Source organism: Chimaeribacter californicus (genome assembly GCF_002858675.1).
GTDB lineage: Bacteria > Pseudomonadota > Gammaproteobacteria > Enterobacterales > Enterobacteriaceae > Chimaeribacter > Chimaeribacter californicus.
Genome location: NZ_PJZF01000012.1, coordinates 50,172 through 72,762, shown reverse-complemented (window position 1 = coordinate 72,762; position 22,591 = coordinate 50,172). Strand labels below are relative to the sequence as shown.

At 52.1% G+C, this 22,591-nt stretch carries 24 protein-coding genes and 1 pseudogene; 23 read left to right on the top strand and 2 right to left on the bottom strand.

Annotation, left to right across the window (positions count from 1 at the left end):
- Window positions 1-168: 168 nt before the first annotated feature.
- Window positions 169-417 (bottom strand): hypothetical protein, encoded by a 249-nt coding sequence (locus CYR55_RS14225; protein WP_101816869.1) that lies wholly within the window; start codon window positions 415-417, stop codon window positions 169-171.
- Between the two features lie 321 nt (window positions 418-738).
- On the opposite strand from CYR55_RS14225, the gene CYR55_RS14220 reads away from it, so the two are divergent.
- The 13 genes and pseudogenes from CYR55_RS14220 to CYR55_RS14175 all read left to right on the top strand — a co-directional run bounded on the left by CYR55_RS14220 (window position 739) and on the right by CYR55_RS14175 (window position 13,295).
- Window positions 739-1,458 (top strand): PFL_4669 family integrating conjugative element protein, encoded by a 720-nt coding sequence (locus tag CYR55_RS14220; protein WP_101817007.1) that lies wholly within the window; start codon window positions 739-741, stop codon window positions 1,456-1,458.
- Window position 1,459: 1 nt separating this feature from the next.
- Entirely contained in the window at window positions 1,460-3,475 is a 2,016-nt protein-coding gene (locus CYR55_RS14215) for a DNA topoisomerase III (RefSeq protein WP_101816867.1), read from the top strand.
- Between the two features lie 611 nt (window positions 3,476-4,086).
- Window positions 4,087-4,335, top strand: coding sequence for a hypothetical protein (locus CYR55_RS23350; protein WP_146000987.1), 249 nt, complete (start codon window positions 4,087-4,089; stop codon window positions 4,333-4,335).
- On the top strand, window positions 4,332-4,919 hold the full coding sequence (locus CYR55_RS23345) for a hypothetical protein (protein WP_146000986.1): 588 nt from the start codon (window positions 4,332-4,334) through the stop codon (window positions 4,917-4,919). Before CYR55_RS23350 ends, CYR55_RS23345 begins: the two co-directional genes overlap by 4 nt.
- A complete protein-coding gene (locus CYR55_RS24220; RefSeq protein ID WP_420912735.1) occupies window positions 4,919-5,158 on the top strand; it encodes an ABC-three component system middle component 6 in 240 nt (79 codons plus the stop codon). Before CYR55_RS23345 ends, CYR55_RS24220 begins: the two co-directional genes overlap by 1 nt.
- Window positions 5,149-6,852 (top strand): DUF2326 domain-containing protein, encoded by a 1,704-nt coding sequence (locus CYR55_RS14210; RefSeq protein WP_101816865.1) that lies wholly within the window; start codon window positions 5,149-5,151, stop codon window positions 6,850-6,852. Before CYR55_RS24220 ends, CYR55_RS14210 begins: the two co-directional genes overlap by 10 nt.
- A gap of 492 nt (window positions 6,853-7,344) precedes the next feature.
- Window positions 7,345-7,767: an STY4534 family ICE replication protein gene (locus CYR55_RS14205; RefSeq protein WP_101816863.1), complete on the top strand. Its 423-nt coding sequence runs from the start codon at window positions 7,345-7,347 to the stop codon at window positions 7,765-7,767.
- 147 nt (window positions 7,768-7,914) lie between these two features.
- A pseudogene (pilL2, locus tag CYR55_RS14200) lies at window positions 7,915-8,445 on the top strand (PFGI-1 class ICE element type IV pilus protein PilL2); the annotation flags it as partial.
- A 250-nt stretch (window positions 8,446-8,695) separates the two neighbouring features.
- Window positions 8,696-9,391 carry a TIGR03759 family integrating conjugative element protein gene (locus CYR55_RS14195; RefSeq protein ID WP_101816861.1) on the top strand — a complete coding sequence of 232 codons (696 nt, stop codon included), beginning with the start codon at window positions 8,696-8,698 and terminating at the stop codon, window positions 9,389-9,391.
- A complete protein-coding gene (locus tag CYR55_RS14190; protein ID WP_101816859.1) occupies window positions 9,373-9,933 on the top strand; it encodes a transglycosylase SLT domain-containing protein in 561 nt (186 codons plus the stop codon). The genes CYR55_RS14195 and CYR55_RS14190 overlap by 19 nt, the downstream gene beginning before the upstream one ends.
- Complete coding sequence (locus CYR55_RS14185; protein WP_101816856.1) at window positions 9,930-10,439, top strand: integrating conjugative element protein; 510 nt, start codon at window positions 9,930-9,932, stop codon at window positions 10,437-10,439. Before CYR55_RS14190 ends, CYR55_RS14185 begins: the two co-directional genes overlap by 4 nt.
- Window positions 10,436-12,520, top strand: coding sequence for a type IV conjugative transfer system coupling protein TraD (gene traD, locus CYR55_RS14180; RefSeq protein ID WP_101816854.1), 2,085 nt, complete (start codon window positions 10,436-10,438; stop codon window positions 12,518-12,520). Before CYR55_RS14185 ends, traD begins: the two co-directional genes overlap by 4 nt.
- A gap of 10 nt (window positions 12,521-12,530) precedes the next feature.
- Window positions 12,531-13,295, top strand: coding sequence for a TIGR03747 family integrating conjugative element membrane protein (locus CYR55_RS14175; protein ID WP_101817005.1), 765 nt, complete (start codon window positions 12,531-12,533; stop codon window positions 13,293-13,295).
- Window positions 13,296-13,332: 37 nt separating this feature from the next.
- On the opposite strand, the gene CYR55_RS14170 is transcribed toward CYR55_RS14175, so the two are convergent.
- A complete protein-coding gene (locus CYR55_RS14170; RefSeq protein ID WP_101816852.1) occupies window positions 13,333-14,394 on the bottom strand; it encodes a ParA family protein in 1,062 nt (353 codons plus the stop codon).
- Window positions 14,395-14,737: 343 nt separating this feature from the next.
- Between CYR55_RS14170 and CYR55_RS14165 the strand changes: the two genes are divergently transcribed.
- The 10 genes from CYR55_RS14165 to CYR55_RS14120 are packed head-to-tail and all read left to right on the top strand — an operon-like array spanning window position 14,738 to window position 22,585.
- A complete protein-coding gene (locus CYR55_RS14165; RefSeq protein ID WP_101816850.1) occupies window positions 14,738-15,043 on the top strand; it encodes an integrative conjugative element protein, RAQPRD family in 306 nt (101 codons plus the stop codon).
- A complete protein-coding gene (locus tag CYR55_RS14160; RefSeq protein WP_101816847.1) occupies window positions 15,040-15,276 on the top strand; it encodes a TIGR03758 family integrating conjugative element protein in 237 nt (78 codons plus the stop codon). Before CYR55_RS14165 ends, CYR55_RS14160 begins: the two co-directional genes overlap by 4 nt.
- 35 nt (window positions 15,277-15,311) lie before the next feature.
- Complete coding sequence (locus tag CYR55_RS14155; protein WP_241522156.1) at window positions 15,312-15,668, top strand: TIGR03745 family integrating conjugative element membrane protein; 357 nt, start codon at window positions 15,312-15,314, stop codon at window positions 15,666-15,668.
- 12 nt (window positions 15,669-15,680) lie between these two features.
- Entirely contained in the window at window positions 15,681-16,061 is a 381-nt protein-coding gene (locus CYR55_RS14150) for a TIGR03750 family conjugal transfer protein (protein ID WP_101816845.1), read from the top strand.
- A complete protein-coding gene (locus CYR55_RS14145) occupies window positions 16,054-16,710 on the top strand; it encodes a PFL_4703 family integrating conjugative element protein (RefSeq protein ID WP_101816843.1) in 657 nt (218 codons plus the stop codon). Before CYR55_RS14150 ends, CYR55_RS14145 begins: the two co-directional genes overlap by 8 nt.
- Window positions 16,710-17,576: a TIGR03749 family integrating conjugative element protein gene (locus tag CYR55_RS14140; RefSeq protein ID WP_165699599.1), complete on the top strand. Its 867-nt coding sequence runs from the start codon at window positions 16,710-16,712 to the stop codon at window positions 17,574-17,576. The genes CYR55_RS14145 and CYR55_RS14140 overlap by 1 nt, the downstream gene beginning before the upstream one ends.
- Window positions 17,566-19,023 (top strand): TIGR03752 family integrating conjugative element protein, encoded by a 1,458-nt coding sequence (locus tag CYR55_RS14135; protein WP_101816840.1) that lies wholly within the window; start codon window positions 17,566-17,568, stop codon window positions 19,021-19,023. The genes CYR55_RS14140 and CYR55_RS14135 overlap by 11 nt, the downstream gene beginning before the upstream one ends.
- A gap of 9 nt (window positions 19,024-19,032) precedes the next feature.
- Window positions 19,033-19,437: a TIGR03751 family conjugal transfer lipoprotein gene (locus CYR55_RS14130; RefSeq protein ID WP_101816838.1), complete on the top strand. Its 405-nt coding sequence runs from the start codon at window positions 19,033-19,035 to the stop codon at window positions 19,435-19,437.
- Window positions 19,434-22,202, top strand: coding sequence for a conjugative transfer ATPase (locus tag CYR55_RS14125; RefSeq protein WP_165699602.1), 2,769 nt, complete (start codon window positions 19,434-19,436; stop codon window positions 22,200-22,202). The genes CYR55_RS14130 and CYR55_RS14125 overlap by 4 nt, the downstream gene beginning before the upstream one ends.
- Entirely contained in the window at window positions 22,199-22,585 is a 387-nt protein-coding gene (locus CYR55_RS14120) for a hypothetical protein (protein WP_101816835.1), read from the top strand. Before CYR55_RS14125 ends, CYR55_RS14120 begins: the two co-directional genes overlap by 4 nt.
- Window positions 22,586-22,591 lie beyond the last annotated feature (6 nt).

Here is a 22,591-nt window from a genome sequence, read left to right as displayed (position 1 = left end):
ACAGTGGCAACAGTGCTCTTAGGTCAATTTATAAAATGTTTAGGGTAGTAATAATACGAAGGACTAAAAAATATAAAAGGGTTCAAATAATATATTGAACCCTTTTTAAAATTATAGGAAAGAGATTAACAATCTCTTAATCGTTATGCGTCAAATTTTAAATTATATTTAACGCTTTTTGTTGGACTGCGAAACGACTGATCCAGCGAGAGTCTTAGTTACTTCGCTAGAACGCGCATTTTTTAATGCAGCAGATGCTTTAGCTTCCATATCTGCACCTGTTTGGTTCTTTGTTCCAGTTTGCGAGAGTACTGAGCCCGCTAAGCTTTTCTGAATTGCCGATGCACTCGGGTCACCAAGTGTTTTGGCAGCGATTTGTGCAACGTCATCTGATGACTGCTTTTTGTTATCTGTCATATGCTTTTTACCTTTTCCAATAGAAGTTGGATGCATATGTAGTGCACTAAGCTTGCACTACATATAGAAAAATTAACGATAATTGGGACGCTAAGCAAGATCAAAAAATATACTTTACTGGTTTTATGATCAGCCTCAATTGTTTGGTACATCACTGTATTATGAACTCTACGAATAGATAAAAAATTGTTATAGGTAGGCTTGGGTTAGCATTGATTTAGGCGGTTTTATTTAATTTTTGTAAAAACAGTTTCCCATTGTCCCTGACCTCGGCAATCCATAACCATCTCCATTACGTTAACCTTCAACGGATGGATGATGATGACCGAGAACACAAAGAAAGCGGGTGCGCTGCACTCCGAGCTGCGCATTGAACTGCACACGCAATATGCCATTAACACCTGGACGGGAAGACCTGCCTCAGAGGGCAAACCATCCCTGATCGGTATGCCGCTATTCTTCCGCCTGATTTCAAAAATTAACCGGGATTCACTAGCGGATAACCCGTATGCAGATGCGGCGCTACTCGCGATTGAAGCGATGCTGGACAGCGCCGCGCAACAGTTTCAGGGTTGGCTGGACGAGATTAATGGCTTACTTGCCAGCCAGTTCCCCGGCCCTGTTTCCGTGTCCAGCGTAGCTTCCACTGCACCGCTGGATATCGCCGTTCATAGCCATACCCCGCTGGGATATCGCTGTGTGTATCTTCTGGTGGGTTTTGACCAGCTGATCCTGCGCGTATTTCAGGCTCATCACTATGGGCTGATGTCGTTGAAGACCCGCAAAGAGTGGCTGCATCGCGGTAGCCATCAAATTCGACGGATATTCACGGCGGCATTGCGTTACCGTTCGTTCCCGGTCACGCGTCTGGATATTGCCGGTGACACCGAGATTGCACACCAGGCGGCGGCACATTTTGGTGAGCTGGAAACCGCTGTTTTGCTGGGTACCCGGCGTTCCCGCTTTTCCCCGCCTGCCAACCCGGAAAGCCTGAAGTTATTGAGCAAAGCCCTGAAATCTAAAAAAGCAGGGAGAAAATAGCATGAGGCTATTTCTGTGTGAGAAACCCAGCCAGGGGCGGGACATTGCGGCGGTTTTAGGCGCAACGAAGAAAATGCCCGGTTGCCTGTCTGGTCATGGTGTGTGCGTTACCTGGGGATTTGGTCACCTGCTGGAGCAGGCCAGCCCGGAGGCATACGGCGAACAGTATGGCGTTCCCTGGTGGGTTGAGGTGCTGCCGGTTTTACCCTCTGCCTGGCAAATGCAGATCAAACCTGATACCGCTGCACAGTTTGCGGTGATCCAGAATTTACTGAAGCAGGCAAAGACAGTAGTGATTGCCACCGATGCCGACCGGGAAGGGGAAGTGATTGCCCGCGAGATCCTGGAGTACTGCCGCTATCAGGGAAAAGTTGAGCGCTTATGGCTCTCCGCGTTGGATGACGCCAGTGTGCGTGCGGCACTGGCAGCAATAAAACCGGGCAGCGAGACGCTGCCTTACTACCTGGCCGGGCTGGGCCGCGCCCGTGCCGACTGGCAAATCGGGATGAACCTGACCCGTCTTTATTCGGTTAAAGCACGTAAAAACGGCTACGGTAAGGTATTGTCGGTGGGTCGGGTGCAGACGCCGACGCTGAACCTGATTGTTCAACGTGACCGCGACATTGCACAGTTCGCCCCAAAGCCGTACTGGAATGTGGTTGCTGGTCTGAAAGCGGGAGGCGTTGCGTTTCAGGCTCAGTGGGTACCTGCGGCGACATATTGCGATGAAGAGAATCGCTGTATCAACCCAACCGCCGCGCAACAGGTTGTGCAGCTTTGTCAGCGAACCGGGCAGGCGACAGTCACAGAGAAGGAAACCAAACGGGAAACCCTCTCCGCGCCGCTGCCTTTTGACCTCGGCACGTTGCAGCAAACCTGTTCCCGGCGCTTCGGTTATGGCGCCCAACAGGTGCTGGATATTGCCCAATCGCTCTATGAGACCCACAAAGCAACAACCTATCCCAGAACCGATTGCGGTTACCTGCCGGTCTCAATGCGTGAAGAGGTGGAGCAGGTGATGACGGCCTTGCAACACACTGATCCCACATTGTCGGCAGTGATTTCCCGGCTTGATATGCACTACGTTTCCCGTGCCTGGAATGACAAGAAAATCACTGCCCACCATGGCATCATCCCCACAAAACAGCCCTGCGATATGGCGAAGATGAGCGAGCCGGAGCGCAATGTCTATCAGCTGATCCGGCTGCACTACCTGGCTCAGTTCCTGGCGAACCACGAAGTAGACGCTACCCGTATTTCTCTTGACTGCGGCGGCCAACGTTTTAAAGCCAGCGGTAAAGTCATAGTTGTCACCGGCTGGAAAAGCCTGTTTGAGAGGGAGAACGACGAAGACGGGCAGGAGGCGGGAGATAAAACGCAGCTTCCGGTCATGTCGCAGGGTGATGTCTGCCGGGTAACAGGGGCTGAAGCCAAAGCCCAACAAACCAAGCCGCCGGAGCACTATACCGAGGGCACGCTGATTGCGGCGATGAAGAATGCGGCGCAGTTTGTTACCGATCCGCGCCTTAAAAAGATCCTTAAGGACAACGCTGGATTGGGCACAGAGGCGACCCGGGCCGGGGTGATTGAAACCCTGTTATCGCGTGGCTTTGTGGTGAAAAAGGGTAAGCACCTGCTGGCTACGCCCGTCGCTGGTGACCTGATGGATATGCTGCCGGCCCAGCTCAAAGATCCTGGGATGACCGCACTGTGGGAACAGGCACTGGATGATATCGCGGCGGGCCGGATGACGCTGGATGACTTTATGACGAAGCAGTCAGCCTGGACGAAGCAACTAGTGGATAAAGGCCGTCAGCAGACTGTGAAAATCACGTTGCCGCCGTCGCCACCCTGCCCAGTCTGTGGCGGGCCTACCCGCCAATGTACCGGTAAATCCGGCACATTCTGGGGATGTATCCATTACCCCGGCTGTAAGGGCATCGTGAATGCTGAGGAGAAGTTCCCGAAACAAAAACCAACTCGCCGGAAAAAAAGCCCCGGTAAAAATGGCAATTAGTGCACAAGAACGTTCTTATTGTTATTGCGACTGACGCCGGGATTTTGCTATTTTGCCAATGGCTCTGAAGTACCCCGTGACTGCGGAAAGGAGTAACTGATTCAAATGCAGGTTGGTTACTTTACAGTATGGCGACCCACTTTTTTACCTGGGGTGAGGACGTAAGGTGTGACCCTCCGTGAAGACACACCGGCCCGATGGCTCTGGCCCGGAGCAGCGAACTTGACGATGAACCCGTGGTACAGGTTCGACAGGCACGATTCTGGATGGGATCGTGCTTGTTTTTATATGTACTGACTCATACTTAATCTGATACGTTTGGTATTATTAGATTTGACGGTCGGCTATGTGCCAGAAGCGGTCATTGTTGAGAATCACATAACCGCCCACCATATCTATCACTAATTTTACATTACGGACTGACATGACGCTCTTCCGAATGGTCTGGTTCATTACATTTGGAACTTAAAAATTACTTTTAATATCAATGAAATAACTCTAGCAAAAACCGCTGAGTGTTCGCGTTATCACTTGATTTAACAGTTTTTTTGCTTAATAATATAATTTCATATTTACACATATAAACTACTCAACTTTTATGGGTAAAGCACATGGCAAAAATAATCATTAGAATCATTAGCTTGTTAGGAGCTATTATCGCATTTTTCTGTGCCTGGAAATATCAAACGTATACATGGTATTTTACTGCCCTTGCTTTTTTAATTACTTTTATTGGCACATTTGTAGTAAATAAAAGCTCTTCAACCGGTCATACAGTAACTCAAAAAGGAGGCGCTTTCTCGCATAATAATCAATCTGTAAATATCGGTGCCCCTTCTGCGAAGGATAAAAATAAATGACAGAAATTTCTCAACGTGGGGGCTTTGGGTCGAGAAATACGCAAGTTGTATTTAATGATGCTGTGGTTGACATAGTGCGATCACCTTCAATATTTATGGAGTTAGTTTCCATACTAGCTACTCAACCTAGTCAAAGTGATCTTTCAGATGATTTTGTTGAATATAACATAGAAAGTAAAATTGAGCATAATTTTGTTATCAAGCATCGTGAGAAAATTGAGTCTTATTATGCGTATGTATCAATGATCGATAATGCTTACCAAACTCTATGTGAGATGAGTCCTTCTGCAAGAGAAACGGCATTATATAATATAAATTCATGTTACAAAAATTGCGTAGGGGATCTTTTATTAGAAAATAAAATATCACTCACGAATAAAAACCGTGAAGAACGGGAGAGATTTAGGCTTGAATTGATTCAACAATATGCTGATTCAATCATTGATTGTGTTATTAATCATGTCCAAAGTACGTGTAGTAAATCTCTAACAGCAACCCAATGTTCAATTGAAGAAATTCAAAATCATTCTGAGCTAATTGTCTTCCATGCTTTTGTAGAATGTAAAGTATTGGAAAAACCATAATGATTTTATCTAACAGTATAAAGCCAAATCAAACATTATATTATTTGGGTGGTGTTTTGATTTCATGCTTGAAAAAACAACCTTCTCAAGTGATTGACAGTCTTAAGCTATTCGAAATATTTAAAAATTCCTTGTCAGTTAGGGTAACTTTTACACAGTACATGTTTACTTTAGACTGGTTATACCTTTTAGATATGATAGAGGTAAACGATGAAGGAGACATCATTGTATGTTTTTGAAAAGATTGGTTGTTAAATCCTTAAATCTTGGAATTATAAGAGACATAACCTTTCATAAAGGGGTTAATTTAATAATTGATAGAAGTGTCAAAAAAAGAACTGAAACTGGAAATAGTGTAGGTAAAACCACAGCTCTTCGTGCAATTGATTTTTGCTTAGGTGCCAAACAAGATGGTTTTTATATTGATCCTGAGTTCAAAACAGAAGATACTCTCATTAAAGATTATCTTATAAATAATGAAGTTACTTTTGATTTAGAGGTTGTAAATCTGAATGGAAAAGTAACAAAAATCTCGCGAAAGGCTATGTCTGGATCAAAAACATACGCAGTCATAGATGAGGAAGTTTTTACCAATTTAAAAAGTTTTCATGATTCATTAAAATCATTGCTCTTCATGAATTCATCAAGCAAGCCGAGTTTTCGCCAAATAATCACCCGTTTCATTAGAAGTTCATCTGATAAAATGTCAAATGCTTTACGTACTTTGACGATGGCTTCGAATGCAGATTATGAGACACTAAATCTATTTTTGTTTGGATTTAACGATGCAAGTGTCCTTAGTGAAAAACAGCATATTGTTAAGTTATTAAAAAAAACAGAAAAAGAATATGATGTTTTACTTAAAATCAGATCTAAGAATGCTTTAGAACAATCCCTTGCTGTTATAGTTCGAGACATAGAGAATAAAGAACGGGATGCAGAAGAATTTAAACTTAGTGATAGCTACTCTTCACAGATCATAGAATTAAATGAAATTAGGGGGGAAATATCTAACTTGTCTCAATATTTATCCTCACTTGAGATGAAGCGTATGCTTAATAATAAAGCTATTGATAATCTCGTAACTCAACAGGATAAAACTGATCCTAATGAGCTTAAAAAACTTTATGTAGAAGCTACGGAAAGAATTGGTCAGCTCAGTAAAACATTTGAAATGGCATTAAACTTTCATAACAAAATGTTGATTAAGAAAACCGATTTTATTAAAAGCCAAATGTCATATCTGGCCAAGTCAATTGATAACACCAGAGCTGAGTTAACCTCTTGGCTGGAAAAAGAATCATATATCTTAAAAGAATTATCAAAGTTGGGTTCATTAAATGATTTGCAAATAATTCATAAGGAATTGAATAAGCTATATGAAAGTAAGGGTGACTTTGAAAGTTCATTAATGCAGATCAAAGAGTTTGAGTCTAGGATTGAATCATTACAAATGAAATTGCAGGTTATTTCTACGGAAATTGAAAAGGAAATTAATAATTTCAATGACAACCTTTCAACTTTCAATAAGTATTTCTCGGAGTATACTCGCGAGTTATATAATGATGAGTTCATCCTAGCTTATGAAGTACATAAAGAAAATTATGTCTTTAAGTTGGAACCATTAGGTGCTATCCAAACTAAAGGTAATCAGGGTGACGGTAAAAAGAAAGCTCAAGTAACGGCTTTAGACTTGGCTTATTTGTCTTCTCTCGAAGAAAAGAGAGCTAAAACATTAAGGTTTGTAGCACACGATGGCATTGAAGCAATTCATGCAAATCAAATAAAAACCCTCTTTGATATAGCGGCAGGGATTGATGGGCAATATATATTAGCTATCCTTCAAGATAAATTATCATCTGTAGATAATGGTTTTATTGAAGATAATACTGTGCTAAAACTAAGTGAAAGTAACAAATTCTTTAAGATTTAGTAAATGAACGCCAAGTATCCCCAAGTGCCTGGCGTTTACTGACACTAGCAATCCAATATAATAAAAATCATTATGTTTTTTTCCGATTTTTTCTTATATTACAAGATATGTATTGACCTGTAGCAGTCTTTTTAAGGTGCCCCGTTGTCTCCGACAACAGCCAATGTCCCGGCGATCTGAGAGGGGCGCCTTCGGGCGATTGCCAGCCCAAGTTGCCGTAGCCTGAGAGGCAACGCTTTCGAGCGGTAACTCCACTTAACCTTTGCAAGTGGGGATCGCAAACGCGATAAAGGTACACTTCTTAACCACAGACTCTACCCCAGCGGGAAAACTCCCGGTTGGGCTGTTTCTCCGCCTACTTTTTTATTCCCCAGGAGAAACATCATGTCTGATAAAACTACATCCAACGCTGTAAAAACCGTCAAAGCACCAAAAGTGGCAAGAGCATCGAAAGCTGCAAAAGCGGTGAGCCAGGAAGCACCTGCGGCAGCAATGCCTCAACCGACCTCACAGCAAAACCAGCCAGGTTATTTCAACCTTCATATCGATGGGTTGGGTTACCTGAGTAATCTTCGTGAGATCACTACGCCAAACGGCTCTTTCCTGACGTGTGTGATTAATGCCTTACACGGCTCTACAGAGAAACCTGAGTACACACGCTTTGATGTCACCGTGGTTGGCAAAGAAGCCAGCTCCTTGATCCGGCGTTGTCGGCAAGCGGTGGATGAACAGAAAAAGGTACTGGTTGGTTTCAAGCTCAGTAACCTGACAGCCGAGGTGTTTACCTTAACCAAAGGCGTGCACGCGGGTGAAGCAAGACCGTCACTGCGGGCAAGACTGCTTAAAGTCAGTTGGATTAAGGTCGATCAGCAAATGGTGTATAAAGCTGAGAAACCTGAATCTGCCGCCGTATAAAAATAAGTGTTTACTGTGTCCTTTTTAACGCCAGTTATCTGGCGTTTTTTTTGCGCTTTTTTTGGGATTCGGAAATCAGTTGTTCGTTGAGGGGAATTCCCCGGTTTCGCACAGTTAACGCGTTTTTAATGTTAACGAGAGATATACATGAAACCTTCCCACGCTTTTTATTTCACTGCCGGGCTGCTGGCCGCCGGTATGCTCACCGCTTGTGCGCCTGTACAAAAAGCCTCACAACCTGAGAAACCACTAAACAGCAATGTTCGTCCTGCACCAGAAGTGGTGCGCTATGACCGTTATCTGTTGATTGATACCTCACCGCAGGCTGCACAACGTGCGCCGCTGGAGCAGATGATTGATATCCGTATCCCTTCCTCTTTCTCGCCTACGGTGGCTGATGCCTTGCGCTATGTGCTACGTACTTCCGGGTATGCGTTATGCGGCACCACTTCTGCGAACCGGGTGCTGTACATGCAGCCCCTGCCTGCGGTGCATTACCATCTCGGGCCGATGCGCCTGAGCCAGGCATTACAGATCCTGGCTGGCCCGGCTTGGCAGGTTGAGGTGGATGATGTGCAAAGGATTGTTTGCCACTCCCTGCGTGAAGGCTACCGCCAGCCCGCTGAACCGGCCGTGTTACCTGCGCACCCTGCGCCGCAACGGTTCCTGGTCACGCCTCCAGCCATTAACGCCAAACCTGTTGCAATAAAGCATACCGCTCCCTTTTTACTGACCGGCATTGAACGGCGCGGCGGCATGGTTTTTGCCGCCATTGCGCCTTTGTACACCTCCAGCCTGTCAGACGTGGCCCTGATGACTGTGGGTGAGAGCCGGCAGGGCTGGACGTTGTTATCCGCTGCCGGGCAGCAGGCACAGTTCAGCGTGGCCGGCACCACCCGCACGCTGTCAGTGAAATAAGGAGCAGTGCATGAAGCATATGATCCCTCTGTTGCTCTGTGGAGTGTTGCCACTGGCAACACTTGCGCAGGCGTCCCCTTCGGTCAGTCAGGAAAAAGAAAGCAGCCAGGTTGTCACCACTACCTTACAGGCGCTGGAGCAGCAACAAATGAAACAACAGGCGCAAGCGTGGGGGCTGAGTGTGGAGGAGTGGGAACGCTATGAACAACTGAAGCAAGGGCGGCGCGGGCTGCTCTCACCGGGGTTAGATCCGCTCACCATGCTGGGCATTGAAGCACGCACCGATGAAGAGCGCCGACACTACGCAGAGCTGACGGTGAAGCAGGATTACCAGCGGGTTGAGGCTGAGCTGGCCTTTCAGCGTGAAGTGAATGACGCCTGGCCGCGCCTGTTTCCCGGCATTCTGCCGGTTCAGGACGATGAGAGTCGGCTGGCGTTGTTTGTCAGGGCTGAGTGCCCGCCGTGTGACCGAAAACTCACACAGTTGCTGGCAACTAACCGGCCACTGGATATCTATCTGGTCGGCAGCGGCGGCAAAGATGAGGCGGTACGCGCCTGGGCGAAGAAACACAATATCCCGGCTGATAAGGTGAAATCACGCCGCATCACGCTAAATCATGACGGCGGCAAATGGCTGAAGTACGGCAATGGATTGATGCCGGTAGTGTTACAGCAGGAGGGCAACGGATGGCAACCGGCAAACTGAGGGTGTTAATGCTGGCCGGTCTGGTCTCTGTCACCTGTGAGGCGGGGCAGGTTATTCCATCCGGTTATCTGCACATCGCCCGGCAGGAGAATGTGCCTGCCGAAGCGCTCTACAGCCTGGCGTTGACTGAGTCATCACGCAAGCTGGCGCACGGGGTGCGCCCGTGGCCGTGGACAATCAACGTGGCCGGAAAAGGTTACCGCTATGCCTCGCGCCGGGACGCCTATCACGCTCTGATGGGGTTTATGCAGCGTTACCCGCTTAAACGGATTGATGTCGGCATCGCCCAGGTCAATTTGGGCTGGAACGGCCATCACTTCGCTTCCACCTGGGACGCCTTTGATCCCTATCTCAACCTCCATGTCGCAGCGCAGATTTTGCGGGCCTGCTATGTGCGCAATCCGGGAAGCTGGTTGCAGGCGGCGGGGTGTTATCACCATCCGACTGGCGGCAAGGCGGCCCGAACCTACCAATCAGCCGTGACACGGCACCTCAACACGTTGGCGCTGAACCGCCAGCCGGCAACAGGAGAAATTCAATGAAACGTGCTTTATGCAGTATTCCACTGGTCATCGCCGTCTCGTTGCCGGTGTCAGCAGCGCTGACGGTTGTCGCCGATCTTGGTGGGGAACCGACCTCAGACTATTTTGCAGCAATCAATAATCCGGCCGGGGAACAGGCTCCCCCGCAGTCCCTCACTACCCCCACGGTACCGGCGACGGTAGCGGCCATGTTGCCGGTCACCACACCTGAGTTAACGCCGGGGCCGGTCGAGCAGCAACCTCTTTTTCTGCCGGGAATGCGCGCCACGTTTCTGATTGGGGATGATGACCTGTCACGCCGCTGGCTGGCACTGCGTCGCGATCGGTTATTACAGCTGAACGCCGTGGGATATGTGGTGAACATCAGTGAGGCATCCGCGCTGAACACGCTGAAAGCCCATGCTGAAGGGCTGGAGCTGGTGCCGGTCTCCGGCAGCGATCTGGCGACGAGGTTGGGTATTTCACATTACCCGGTGTTGATCAGTGAAAAAGGGATAGAGCAATGAGCGACCGCTATGTCATCGAAGCGATGCTGCGCCCGGCGGTGGAGTTGAACACTGCCGTCATCGCCGCCTGTGCCGGGTACATCTGTGTGACCGCGCCGTGGGCCGTGGCGCTGGCTCCGTCAGTGAGTTATGTCACGGCGGCGGGGTTTGTTGTGCTGTCGGTTACACGCGCCAGGCAAGGCTTAAGGATATTGCGTTACCGCCGCAATATCCGTCGTCTGCCGCGTTATGTGGTGACCAGTGCGGAAGTGCCGGTGAGCCATCAGCGGCTTTTTCTCGGTAAAGGCTTTATGTGGGAGCAGAAACATACCCAGCGTTTGCTGGACACGTTGCGCCCGGAAGTGGCGGGTTACGTGAATCCCCCGGCGTTGTATCAGGCGGCGCGACGCTTTGAGCAACACTATGAGCATCGCTTCCCGGCGCTGTGCAAATTACTCGCCCGTGATTCTGTGTTGAACCCGGTGCGCCCGCTGCCGCCGGTTGGTGGGCATCCGGCGCTACACGGCATCGAGCCGGATGAGGTCAATGTCTCGATGAGCCTGGGTGAGCGCGTCGGGCATATGCTGGTGCTGGGCACCACGCGGGTCGGGAAAACGCGGCTGGCAGAGTTGTTGATCACGCAAGATATCCGGCGCGGCAACGTCACCATTGTATTTGACCCTAAAGGAGATGCTGACCTGCTTAAACGGATGTATGCCGAGTCGCATCGGGCCGGGCGGGAAGGTGAGTTCCATGTGTTTCATCTGGGCTGGCCGGACATCAGCGCCCGTTATAACGCAGTGGGGCGTTTCGGCCGCATTTCGGAAGTGGCGTCCAGGGTAGCCGGGCAGCTCAGCAGTGAAGGGAACAGCGCGGCATTTAAAGAGTTCGCCTGGCGTTTCGTTAACATCATTGCCTGGGGGCTGGTCGCACTGGGCCAGCGGCCAGATTTCGGTTTGATCCAACGTTACGTGAACAACATTGGTGAGCTGTTTGAAACCTACGCTGAGACCTGGCTGACACAGCACGCCCCGGCGCTGTGGCGTCAGGTGGAGAATCTGGCGCAAATCCTTACTGAACGTGATGTGCCCCGGCATATGGAGGGGCGCTCGATGCGGGTGGTAGCGATTGAGCAGGTACTTAACAGCGATGAAGGCAAAAAGATTTACGATCCGGTGCTGGATGGGCTGCGTTCATCTGTGCGCTATGACCAGAAATACTACGACAAGATTGTCGCCAGCCTGCTGCCGTTGCTGGAAAAACTCACTTCCGGCAAAACCGCGCAACTGATCTCCCCCAACTATACCGACCTCACCGATCCGCGTCCGATCTTCGACTGGCAACAGGTGATCCGAAAGAAGGGCGTGGTCTATATCGGGCTGGATGCGCTGTCCGATCCGGAAGTTGCGGCGGCGGTCGGGAATTCGATGTTTGCTGATCTGGTATCAGTAGCGGGGCATATCTACAAGTTTGGCGTCAATGACGGGTTACCCGGTGATGATGCGAACAAAACGCCGATCAGCCTGCACTGCGATGAGTTTAATGAGCTGATGGGTGATGAGTTCATTCCGCTGATCAACAAAGGCGGCGGAGCCGGGATAGAGGTGACGGCCTACACCCAGACCCTGCCGGATATCGAAGCGCGGTTGGGTAACGCGGCCAAGGCGGCGCAGGTGGTCGGCAACTTCAACAACCTGGTGATGCTGCGGGTGCGGCATACCGAAACGGCGGAGCTACTGACCCGGCAACTGCCGGAAGTAGAGGTCTATACCAAAACGCTGGTGTCCGGGGTGACTGATATTTCCAACCCGGAAATGGGCAGTGACTTCACCTCCAATACACAGGACAGGGTCAGTACCGTGCGTACCCCGCTTATCACGGCGGCCAACGTGATTAATCTGCCGAAAGGGCAGGCTTTTGCGCTGCTGGAGGGCGGCAGGCTCTGGAAAATCCGGATGCCATTGCCGTCTGCCGGGGCAGATGCGCTGATGCCGGACAGCATCGGGCAGATCGCGGAGTATATGCAGCGTAATTACCGCACCGGCGATGTCTGGTGGTCTGGCACGGCGCTGCCGGGCGACCACATGGCCCATGAAGCGTGAGGAGGAAGAAATGTCACAAGAGAATACTGCGTCTGCCCCTTCACAACCGCCTGCACCGCCAAAACCTCACGGCTTTTTTACCGTACTGCTGTGGGATACGCCGTGGCGCATTATCGGGATGCTGCTGGTTTCCCTGCTTTTCAGCCTGGTCGTGGAGTATATCGGCATCGCTTTTTTCTGGCCGGAACAGGGCGCGGCACACAGCCGGGAGGTGATGGTGATCGAGAGCGGTTATTTTGCGGAAGGTTTTACCCAAAGCCTGCTGCTGTCAGCGCCGGTGGTAACCGTCCAGAACTGGGTCACCGCCGGGTATCAATGGCTGTTCGTGGACAGCGGATTTATGGCGTGGTTGCAGACAATCCAGACTCCGGCCGGGCATACCGGTAATGGCGTAACCGATGGCCTCAACGCCTGGAGCGCCCAGGCAATACAAATGGGCCATGAATACCTGATGGCGTCTGTGTATGTCTCACTGGTCTTCCTGATGCGGGTAATGATCCTGGTGCTGTCGATCCCGCTATTTGTGCTGACGGCCGTGGTGGGCGTCGCGGATGGCATGGTACGACGGGACTTAAGACGTTATGGCGCAGCTTATGAATCGAGTTTTTTGTACCACCATGCGAAACGTTTCGTAAAACCTGCGGCGTACATTCCCTGTGTGCTCTATCTTTCCGCGCCGTTCTCGGTATATCCAAACTTATTGCTGCTGCCGGCGGCCCTGCTGACAGGCGCTGCAATCTCGGTGACGATGGGGAGCTTTAAGAAGTATTTGTGATTGTAAAAAATCCGGGGATAACCCCGGATTAATTTATTCATTCAATATGTTGAACTAAGTCCCGTATATTTGGAACTTGTTTGTCTAGTTGAGACTGGTTTACAGAAATATTTTTCCCCGCCACGTTTTTTGAGCCTGCTGTGAGCGAAGCAATAGGAATACCTAAGGCTCCAGACACCACTGAAGCAGAATTAGCATCATTCACTTCATATTGGAACATAGCTTTAAACGCTCGTTTGTTGCTCGGTGTTGCAGCACCATTCGGATGAATGCAAAAAACTTGCGGTGTCGTTTGCCAAACATTCCAAATCTCATCTCCAATCTCACTAACCACTGTTCTGAATGCTGAGGCCGAAGAACTGTTCATCTGTGTAAGCCGATTGCCAATATACATATATATTTGTGGCACTTGCATTCTGAAACGACGAGCCTCGTTTACAAAATCAGATACTGGATCACCAATATGACGTTGAACTCCGTAAACAAGAGACAGTATTGCTTTTACGGCCCGCTTTGATGAACCATCGGCAGAAAAAGGAATCAGTAATCTTTCAGATGCAGTCAATGCCAACTCTGTATATATAGAAAAACTTGGATTGCAATCAATGAATACACAGCTCTCCGCATCATTCCACGATAACTGAATATCATCGATAAGTTCCCTAATCCATAAGTGAACACTTCTCCATGCATCTTGAGGGCCAGGATTGGTTGCACTAGAAACTCGTGATGATTGGGTTTCAAGTTGCTCATCACCAACCACTAGGAATACATTACTAGGAATTCGGTTATTATACTGTGATACTTGTGTAACATAATTTGCACCAGAATTAGGTGACATATACGGACTACGAATGCGCTCTTCGATATATCCTGAAATGGTGCGTCTATTATTCTGTTGTGAGTGAATGTTTGTTAATTGTTGTTCACCATTAATCATCCCACCTAATAACATTGATGATGAGTTAGCTTGCGGACAAAGATCTACAACCAGCACTTTTTTTTGTGGGTGCTGCCTTGCATATTCAGAAGCCAGCTGAAAAGTTAGATAGCTTTTTCCAACACCACCTTTGTTGTTCCAGACTGCATAAATTGACATAGATTTAGATCCTAATCGTGTTGTTGAGCCATTCTACAAAAAGATAATCTATTACTGTTAATATATTTTATAACGAAGTTAATTTATTGATTTTATAAGTTTTAATTGACCGAATGCAAGGCAGGGATAGTACGTTACCGTGTCTTTCTTGCCTTGCATTCGGTTTTGCGGGGCGCACAAGCTTGCTTGTGCCGGGGTGGCAAAGAACCCCGATGGCGCGGCCCGCGCCAGGCTGTTAATCCTTCCTTAATTTTCACCTTTCCCTTTCTAGTTGTTTGCTGCCCGGCATCCTGCTTTTCGCCACTCTCCCTCTGCTTATGCAATCGCATTAAAGGAGGTTTTCATGCGCATAACACACGCACTCTGTCTGGCGGCGGGTCTGATCGGTTTTGGTGTTCAGGCATCCGAGTCTGACGAGCTGGCGTTGGTGATAAAACAACTCGATCAGCTACAGGCTGCCTTGGATCGCGCCCGTGTGGTGTCGGTTCAGGATGGGCAGCACACACGTTTCTATTTCGATTACCTGCGCGCCACAAACGACATCAAGGCTATCCGGCAAGGGATTGGGGTCTACCTGGAACCCTCCCGCGCCCAGCCTGTTGCGCCCTTTGCATTTTCCGGCCAATACCGGCAGGAGCGTCATCCGTGACCGATGCCCAGACCAGTGCTTTTAAGGTGGCGAGCGGCAATGCGGAACCTGCTTTGCTCAACACCCTGTTTATCGGCGCACTGATCGCCCTGTTAATCCTGTGGGCCGGGTGGGGGCTGGTGCATGTCTATCGTGGCTATGCCGCCGGAAAAATCCAGGAACAGACGATGGCGCGGTTTGTCATCCGGCTAGTCCTGCTCATCGTGATCAGCCTCTATCTGTTTGCCGGGTAATTCTCTCTTTCTCATTATTTTAAAAGGAAATAACTATGTCATATTTATCACGTATTCGTCATCTGGCTGCCCGGGTCATGCTGGTCGGCCTGTCCGGCAACGCTACGGCTCGGGCGGGTTTACCTACCCCAGAAGGCCCGAAAAGCAGTACCGACAGTTCGTTTTACGGTCAGATGTCCGGTTACCTCAATGACGGTATTGTGCTTGGCGGTCTAATCCTGGCAGCGGTTGCCATGCTGGCCGTAGGCAACGCCATCATCGCGACCTTTGCAGAAGTCCGGGACAACAAAGCCACTTGGGCCAAATTCGGCATGTTGTGTGTGGTCGGGGTCATCCTGATTGTGACGGTAATCTGGCTGGCGGCTCAGGCGGCCACGGTGCTGCTGGGCTAAGGTGGAAACGGTATGGCGACAATTGAGTTTATGCCCGACCGGCTGAATGCCGAACCGGTGGTGTTCCGCGGCTTTACCACGCCGGAACTAGGGTTTACGGCGCTGTTCAGCGTACTTGGCGGCCTGGTGGTCGCCATACCTGTTGCGCCGCTGCTGGGCTGGCTGGCCTTTCCGACCGTGGCTCTGCTGATGCCGCTGGTCACGATTATCTTTGGCGGCAGGCTGATGGCCCGCTTCAAACGGGGCAAACCGGAAAACTACCTTTACCGGCAGATGAGTCTGCTGCTGAGCCGATACGGCCTCGGCGGCGCGGGGATGGTATTGCAGAGCCGACGCTGGGCATTGCGACGTCTGCGGCCGGTCATCCGCCGTCAGGAGACGATCCATGAGTAAGTTTAAACATGCCCTGAACGCTCGTGATTACCACATCCGCACCCTGCGTGCCGGGTGTGGAATATTGCTGCTTTTGTTGTTGGTCGCCTTGAGTGGCTGGATGTTATCGCCGCGTAATCTGACCATTCATAACCCACCTGACCTGCGTTCCGGCAGTACCCGCGCCTGGTGGGAGATCCCACCCTCTACAGTCTACGCCTTCAGCTTTTATATTTTTCAGCAACTTAATAGCTGGCCGAAAGATGGCGACAGCGATTATCCCTACCGCATTACTACCCTGGCGGCCTACCTGACGCCTTCCTGCGAGGCGCTGCTGCGCCAGGATGCGAAACAGCGCAAGGATCAGGGTGAACTGCGTGAACGGGTGCGCGGCGTCTCTGAAGTGCCGGGGCGTGGCTATCGGGAGGACAGCGTCACCGTGGTTGACCGGGATAACTGGCGGGTGCGGCTCGATCTGGTGGCCGACGAATATTACAACACCGAGCCGGTTAAGCGCGCCCTGGTGCGCTATCCGCTGAAGGTAGTGCGCTGGGATAAAAACCCGGAGGCCAATCCGTTTGGCCTGGCGCTGGACTGCTTCTCCGATGTGCCGCAACGGCTGGAAGCGGCCCCGGTGGCCCCGGTTGAAAAAAAGGGAGTACTTAACTGATGCGCCTGAAAATGATGTGTTTACTGGCCTGCGCGGTGATGTTGCCGACACAGGCGGTGGAGCTGGTCAAATGGGAGCGGATTCCGCTGCCGGTCGCCCTGCATGTGGGGCAGGAGCGGATCGTGTTTGTGAACCGCAATGTCCGCGTGGGCTTCCCGCCTGAACTCAACGGTAAGTTACGGATTCAGAGCAGTGGCGGGGCGGTGTATCTGCATCCCAGTGCCGGTTTTGCCCGTACCCGTCTCGCGTTACAGGATGTAGAAAATGGCGAACTGATTCTGTTGGATGTCAGCGCGGCCGAGGGGAAAAACGCACTGGAGCCGGTGAGCATCGTCTATCAGGGCGACGTCTTCACGGCCACGAACAGCAACCAGAAAGACACGTCTGAGCCTGCTGCAAAGCCTTCTTCAAAAGCGAAAGAAACAAAACCTGCCACGCCGCTGCCGGTAGTGCTCACCCGTTACGCGGCTCAAAGCCTCTACGCGCCGCCGCGTACGCTGGAACCACTGCCCGGTGTGCATTCGGTTTCACTGTCGCTGCCTGCCCAACTGACCACCTTATTACCCTCAGAGCCGGTCGAGGTGAAACCGCTGGCCGCCTGGGGCTTGCAGGGGTACAGCGTGGTGGCGTTACGCCTGCGTAATCAGCATACCAACAAAGTTGTGCTTGATCCGCGTCGCCTTCAGGGCAGTTTCTACAGCGCGACATTCCAGCATCGCTGGCTTGGCGCGAAGGGTACGCCGGAAGACACCACCACGCTCTATCTGGTCACCAAAGGGCGGCCGGATGCGGCGTTTATTCCCGAACCGGCCCCGGCTGACCCGAAAGGTCAGGCCGCGAAAGGAGGGAAAAGAGATGCAGATTAAATCGAATACTCTGCTGAAAGTGCTGGTGCCGGTGGTGTTGCTGTCAGCGGTCGGCATCGGGGTTAAATCCTGTGGCGGCGATGCTAAAAATACCCGGAGCACGCCGGACAACGTGGCGGCTGACCTAACCAAAGAGGAGCTGCAACTCCTCGGGATTGAGGGAGATACCCCGCAGGACACCCTGCGCACACTGGTCGGCCGCATTAAGACCATCCAGACCCACCAGGAAGCGCTGGCGAAACAGAATAGCGAACTGGTGGAAGAGAATGCGCAACTGAAAAGCAAAGGCGACCGGGTGGAGGGGCGGATTAAGGAGGCGGTCAATGCGGTGAAGGAGGAGAACGCTCAGACGCAACAAAAACTTCAGGCCGAGCAACAGCGGCTGGCCGGGCTGCTGGACTCGTTGAAAAATAGTGTTCCCGCTACTGTGCCGGGAAACAGTAACAGTGACTTGCCGGTCGGGCTGGGGCTGGAAGAGGCAGCCCCAGAGAGCGCTGCCACGCCGGGCACGGTCTGGATAGAACCGCAGGATGGCGTGCAACGTGATCGCAGTGGCAAGCCGATCATTGGTGCCGCCGTACTCGGCAGCGGCACCTTCCAGTTCCCCACGGCGTTTAATGGCCTGAAGGAGAATGAGATCACCCGCCAAAAATCCGAGCTGGATCGGGTTGCCAAAAATCAGGAGAGCATCGAAGAGACGGAGCAGCCGGTCTATACCCTGCCGGAGAACGCCACGCTGGTCGGCAGCCGGGCGATGACTGCTTTACTGGGCCGCGTACCGATTGATGGCAAAGTCACTGACCCTTATCCGTTCAAAGTGCTTATCGGCAAAGAGAACCTGACAGCTAACGGCATCGAACTGCCGGATGTTGAAGGCGCGGTGGTGTCCGGTACGGCCACCGGCGATTGGGTGCTCTCCTGCGTGCGCGGTGAGGTGCATTCCATCACCTTTGTGTTTACTGACGGCACTGTGCGCACTGTGCCCCGGCCCGAAAAATCCAGCGACGGCAGCAACGGTAAAGCTGAGCGTAATGGCGGCAGTATCGGCTGGTTATCCGATGCGAGCGGCATTCCCTGTTTATCCGGGACGCGCAAAACCAATGCCGCCACTTACCTGCCGACGCTGTTTGCACTTTCTGCCGCCGGGGCGGCGTCGGATGCGATGGCTGACAGCCAGAACACCACCACCACAGACGGCACGTCCATCACCAGTACGCTCACCGGCAGCGCGGGTCAGGCGGTACTTGGGGAAGCCTTATCCGGCGGCACCAGTGAGCTGGCTGAGTGGGTAAAAGCCCGCTACGGCCAGATGTTTGATGCCGTCTATGTCCCGCCTGGGGCGCAGGTTGCGGTACATATCAGCCGCCAGATCCCGATTGATTACGAAGAGTTGGGCCGCAAGGTTAAATACGATGTTGATGCCGGTCAGCCGCATGAGCTGGATTAAGGATACGCCATGAAAACATATTGTCTGTTTGCCCTGCTGGCCGCGCTGTTGCTGGCAGGATGCAGCACCTCGAAAGAAGAAATCCTGCCGCCCGGTGATGCCACCATGTTGGACATCTGGCAACACAACGCCGGCAGCGCCCGTACCACCACAGAAGCCCGATCTGTGCTGCGGCGTGGCCTGACCGATCAAGAGAGTCAGACCCGGCAAACGCTGGAGGAGAGCTATACCCGCCATGCTGAAAACGAAATCCAGCAGCTTTTCCCCCGGCTGCCGAACCCGGATATGGTGATCTATATCTATCCGCATCTCGCCGGTAGTGAACCTGCGCCGGTGCCGGGTTACAGCTCCGTATTTCCATTCTACAGCCGGGTGCAATACGCGTTGCCGGGCGAACGTCTGGAGGCACTCTGATGTTCAGCCTGTTTACTAAAAAGCAGCCGCAACCGGCTGCCAGCACTGCCTCCCGGCCGGTACTGAAAAAGAGCTGCAACCTGACAAATAATGATGTGCGTGCGCTCTATCCTAATAATCCCTCTTTTGTCGATTACCTGCCGTGGGTGGAGTATTTGCCGGAGAGCCAGAGCCTGCTGCTGGATGATGGGGTATCGGTCGGCGCGGTGTTTGAAGTAGTGCCGGTGGGTACAGAAGGGCGCACGGAGGCGCGGCTGGAAGAGATCCGCGACGTTGTGGAGGATGCCTTTCAGGACAGTTTTGACGAGCGCGACAGCAATCCGTGGGTGATCCAGTTTTTCTGCCAGGATGAAACAGACGTCACCGGGTATCTCGACACACTACGGGGCTACGTCAAACCCTGGGCGCAGGGCACGGCGTTTACCGCCGCGTATCTGCAAGAGATGGCACGGCATATGCGCGGCATCGCGGTGCCGACCGGGCTGTTCATCGACAAAGCCGTAACCGGCGTACCGTGGCGCGGCCAGCAGCGCCGTACCCGGATGGTGATCTATCGCTATATCAACCCTAAGGTTTCCGAGCCGTATAGCGCGCAGGAACAGCTGAATCAGGTCTGTGAGCGGTTGTCGTCTGCCCTGGCCGGTGCCGGAGTATTACTGGTCAGGCAAAACGGTGAGCAGATCCATGCCTGGATATTACGCTGGTTTAATCCCGCCCCGGACTGGATAGACAAAGAGACGCTGTACCGTACGGCAGCACATGTGGATGCGCGTGAAGGCGAACTGCCGATACTGAATGATTTCAGCGAGACCCTGATGTTTACGCCGCCGCGTTCAGACGTGGAAAATGGCATTTGGTGGTTTGATGAACGCCCCCATAAAGCGGTACAGATTGACCGGCTCCGGCGTGCGCCCTCTGTCGGGCATTTGACTGGTGAAACGGTGAAAGGCGAGAAAATCAATGCTCTGATGGATACCTTGCCTGAAGGCATCGTGATTTCCCTGACGCTGGTTGTGCAGCCGCAGGATGTGCTAGAGGAGCGTTTTAACCATCTGGCGAAAAACGCCATCGGTGAAAATACCGAGTCTGAACGGGTACGCGACGATGCGGAAACGGCCAAAAGTTACCTTGGCGAACGGCATAAACTCTACCGTGCGGCCATGACCTTTTTTCTGACGGCTCCGACGCTGAAGGCGCTTAACAGCCGTGAGCGCGACTTAACCGCCGCCTTGCTGAATGCCGGCTTACAGCCGGTTAAACCAGAGTATGACGTGGCACCGCTGAACGGTTACCTGCGGGCGCTGCCGATGTGCTTTAACCCGGCACTGGACAAGAAAAACTGGTATACCCGGCTGACCTTTGTGCAGCACATGGCGAATATGCTGCCGGTGTTCGGCCGCGATACCGGCACCGGCCACCCTGGGTTTACGTTCTTTAACCGGGGCGGTGCACCGCTGACCTTCGATCCGCTCAACAGTGCCGACCGCTCCAAGAACGCGCACCTGGTACTGTTCGGCCCCACCGGTTCCGGCAAATCGGCCACGCTAAACAGCCTGTTCGCTCAACTGATGGCGATCCATCGCCCGCGCTTGTTTATCGCGGAGGCGGGTAACTCCTTTGGACTGTTTGCTGATTACTGTGCGGAACTGGAACTGACGGTAAATAAAATCAGCATCAAGCCCGGCTGTGGTATCTCGCTGGCTCCATTTGCGGATGCGCATAAGCTGATTGAAGCGCCTGTTAAAGTTGTGGATGAAGCTACCTTAAGTGAGCGTATCGAAGTCGATGAAAGCGAAGGGGAAGAAGAACGCGATATTTTGGGCGAACTGGAGATCGTGGCACGGCTGATGGTGACCGGTGGTGAGGCGAAAGAAGAAGCCCGGCTGGAGCGTGCTGACCGGGGCATGATGCGCGAGGCGATTCTGAGTGCGGCACGTGCTGCCTGGGATGCCGGGCGGCAGATGATTACCGCTGACTTACAGAACGCCTTCTATGCTTTCGCGCAGGATACGTCCCGCCCTGAGGTGCGGCGTGCCCGGGCGCAGAATATGGGAGAGTCGTTGGGCGTGTTTATGCAAGGTTTTCTGGGTGAACTGTTTAACCGGCCCGGGCAGAACTGGCCGGAAGCGGATGTCACGCTGATCGACCTCGGCACCCTGGCGAGGGAAGGGTATGAAGCACCGCTGGCCGTGGCCTATACCTCACTGGTGAATACCATTAACAACATCGCTGAGCGTGACCAGTTTCTTGACCGGGAAATCGTCTTTACCACCGATGAGGCACACATGATCACCACCAACCCATTACTGGCCCCATATGTGGTTAAGGTCGTGAAGATGTGGCGTAAGTTGGGGGCATGGTTATGGCTGGCAACGCAGAACCTGGAGGACTTCCCTGCCACTGCCAAGAAGATGCTGAACATGATCGAGTGGTGGCTGTGCCTGGTGATGCCGCCGGAGGAGGTGGAAGAGATCGCCCGCTTTAAGAAGCTGACCAGTGAACAGAAAGCGATGCTGTTGTCTGCCACCAAAACCCCTCGCTGTTATACCGAAGGGGTCGTGCTGGCAAGCCGGATTGAAGCACTGTTTCGCGCCGTGCCGCCGAGCCTCTATCTGGCGCTGGGCATGACCGAGAAGGATGAAAAGGCAGCCCGCCGGGCGCTGATGGTGGAGCACGGCCTTAGCGAACTGGATGCTGCGAAGCGGATAGCTCACCAGTTGGACATTGCCCGGGGCATCACAGCCGATGAGGATTACACCGCATGATGCAGCGTAAACCTTTCAGGTTGGAGATCGTCAGCAGCGGAGGCATCAACTCATCAGTATTGTTTGATGCGCCACCCCAGGGCGGCCCGCGTATCAGCCAGGTACACGAGGCGCATCTGGCAGAGCTATACCGCCAGATCCATCAGCACGCGGGCGATAGCATCACGTTCTCCTGCCTGCCTCATCGTATCGCCGGGCATAGCTGCCTGGCGGTCAAATTGAGCGGGGACAGAGGCACGGTCAACCTCTTACTGACCGTTACCGGCAATTTACGCTGGCCGCAGCCGGAAGAGTATGCCCATTCACCACGTTGGTACATCAACGTACCCGACGCGGTGGATGCGGTGTATCTGGTGAGGGAGCTGGCGGAGACACTGAGTTAATCTGAT

Bases quoted from the DNA above. Each gene is read 5' to 3' on its own strand.
- CYR55_RS14225 (WP_101816869.1), bottom strand. From the start codon at position 417: ATGACAGATAACAAAAAGCAGTCATCAGATGACGTTGCACAAATCGCT.
- CYR55_RS14220 (WP_101817007.1), top strand. From the start codon at position 739: ATGACCGAGAACACAAAGAAAGCGGGTGCGCTGCACTCCGAGCTGCGC.
- CYR55_RS14215 (WP_101816867.1), top strand. From the start codon at position 1,460: ATGAGGCTATTTCTGTGTGAGAAACCCAGCCAGGGGCGGGACATTGCG.
- CYR55_RS23350 (WP_146000987.1), top strand. From the start codon at position 4,087: ATGGCAAAAATAATCATTAGAATCATTAGCTTGTTAGGAGCTATTATC.
- CYR55_RS23345 (WP_146000986.1), top strand. From the start codon at position 4,332: ATGACAGAAATTTCTCAACGTGGGGGCTTTGGGTCGAGAAATACGCAA.
- CYR55_RS24220 (WP_420912735.1), top strand. From the start codon at position 4,919: ATGATTTTATCTAACAGTATAAAGCCAAATCAAACATTATATTATTTG.
- CYR55_RS14210 (WP_101816865.1), top strand. From the start codon at position 5,149: ATGTTTTTGAAAAGATTGGTTGTTAAATCCTTAAATCTTGGAATTATA.
- CYR55_RS14205 (WP_101816863.1), top strand. From the start codon at position 7,345: ATGCCTCAACCGACCTCACAGCAAAACCAGCCAGGTTATTTCAACCTT.
- CYR55_RS14195 (WP_101816861.1), top strand. From the start codon at position 8,696: ATGAAGCATATGATCCCTCTGTTGCTCTGTGGAGTGTTGCCACTGGCA.
- CYR55_RS14190 (WP_101816859.1), top strand. From the start codon at position 9,373: ATGGCAACCGGCAAACTGAGGGTGTTAATGCTGGCCGGTCTGGTCTCT.
- CYR55_RS14185 (WP_101816856.1), top strand. From the start codon at position 9,930: ATGAAACGTGCTTTATGCAGTATTCCACTGGTCATCGCCGTCTCGTTG.
- traD (WP_101816854.1), top strand. From the start codon at position 10,436: ATGAGCGACCGCTATGTCATCGAAGCGATGCTGCGCCCGGCGGTGGAG.
- CYR55_RS14175 (WP_101817005.1), top strand. From the start codon at position 12,531: ATGTCACAAGAGAATACTGCGTCTGCCCCTTCACAACCGCCTGCACCG.
- CYR55_RS14170 (WP_101816852.1), bottom strand. From the start codon at position 14,394: ATGTCAATTTATGCAGTCTGGAACAACAAAGGTGGTGTTGGAAAAAGC.
- CYR55_RS14165 (WP_101816850.1), top strand. From the start codon at position 14,738: ATGCGCATAACACACGCACTCTGTCTGGCGGCGGGTCTGATCGGTTTT.
- CYR55_RS14155 (WP_241522156.1), top strand. From the start codon at position 15,312: ATGTCATATTTATCACGTATTCGTCATCTGGCTGCCCGGGTCATGCTG.
- CYR55_RS14150 (WP_101816845.1), top strand. From the start codon at position 15,681: ATGGCGACAATTGAGTTTATGCCCGACCGGCTGAATGCCGAACCGGTG.
- CYR55_RS14145 (WP_101816843.1), top strand. From the start codon at position 16,054: ATGAGTAAGTTTAAACATGCCCTGAACGCTCGTGATTACCACATCCGC.
- CYR55_RS14140 (WP_165699599.1), top strand. From the start codon at position 16,710: ATGCGCCTGAAAATGATGTGTTTACTGGCCTGCGCGGTGATGTTGCCG.
- CYR55_RS14135 (WP_101816840.1), top strand. From the start codon at position 17,566: ATGCAGATTAAATCGAATACTCTGCTGAAAGTGCTGGTGCCGGTGGTG.
- CYR55_RS14130 (WP_101816838.1), top strand. From the start codon at position 19,033: ATGAAAACATATTGTCTGTTTGCCCTGCTGGCCGCGCTGTTGCTGGCA.
- CYR55_RS14120 (WP_101816835.1), top strand. From the start codon at position 22,199: ATGATGCAGCGTAAACCTTTCAGGTTGGAGATCGTCAGCAGCGGAGGC.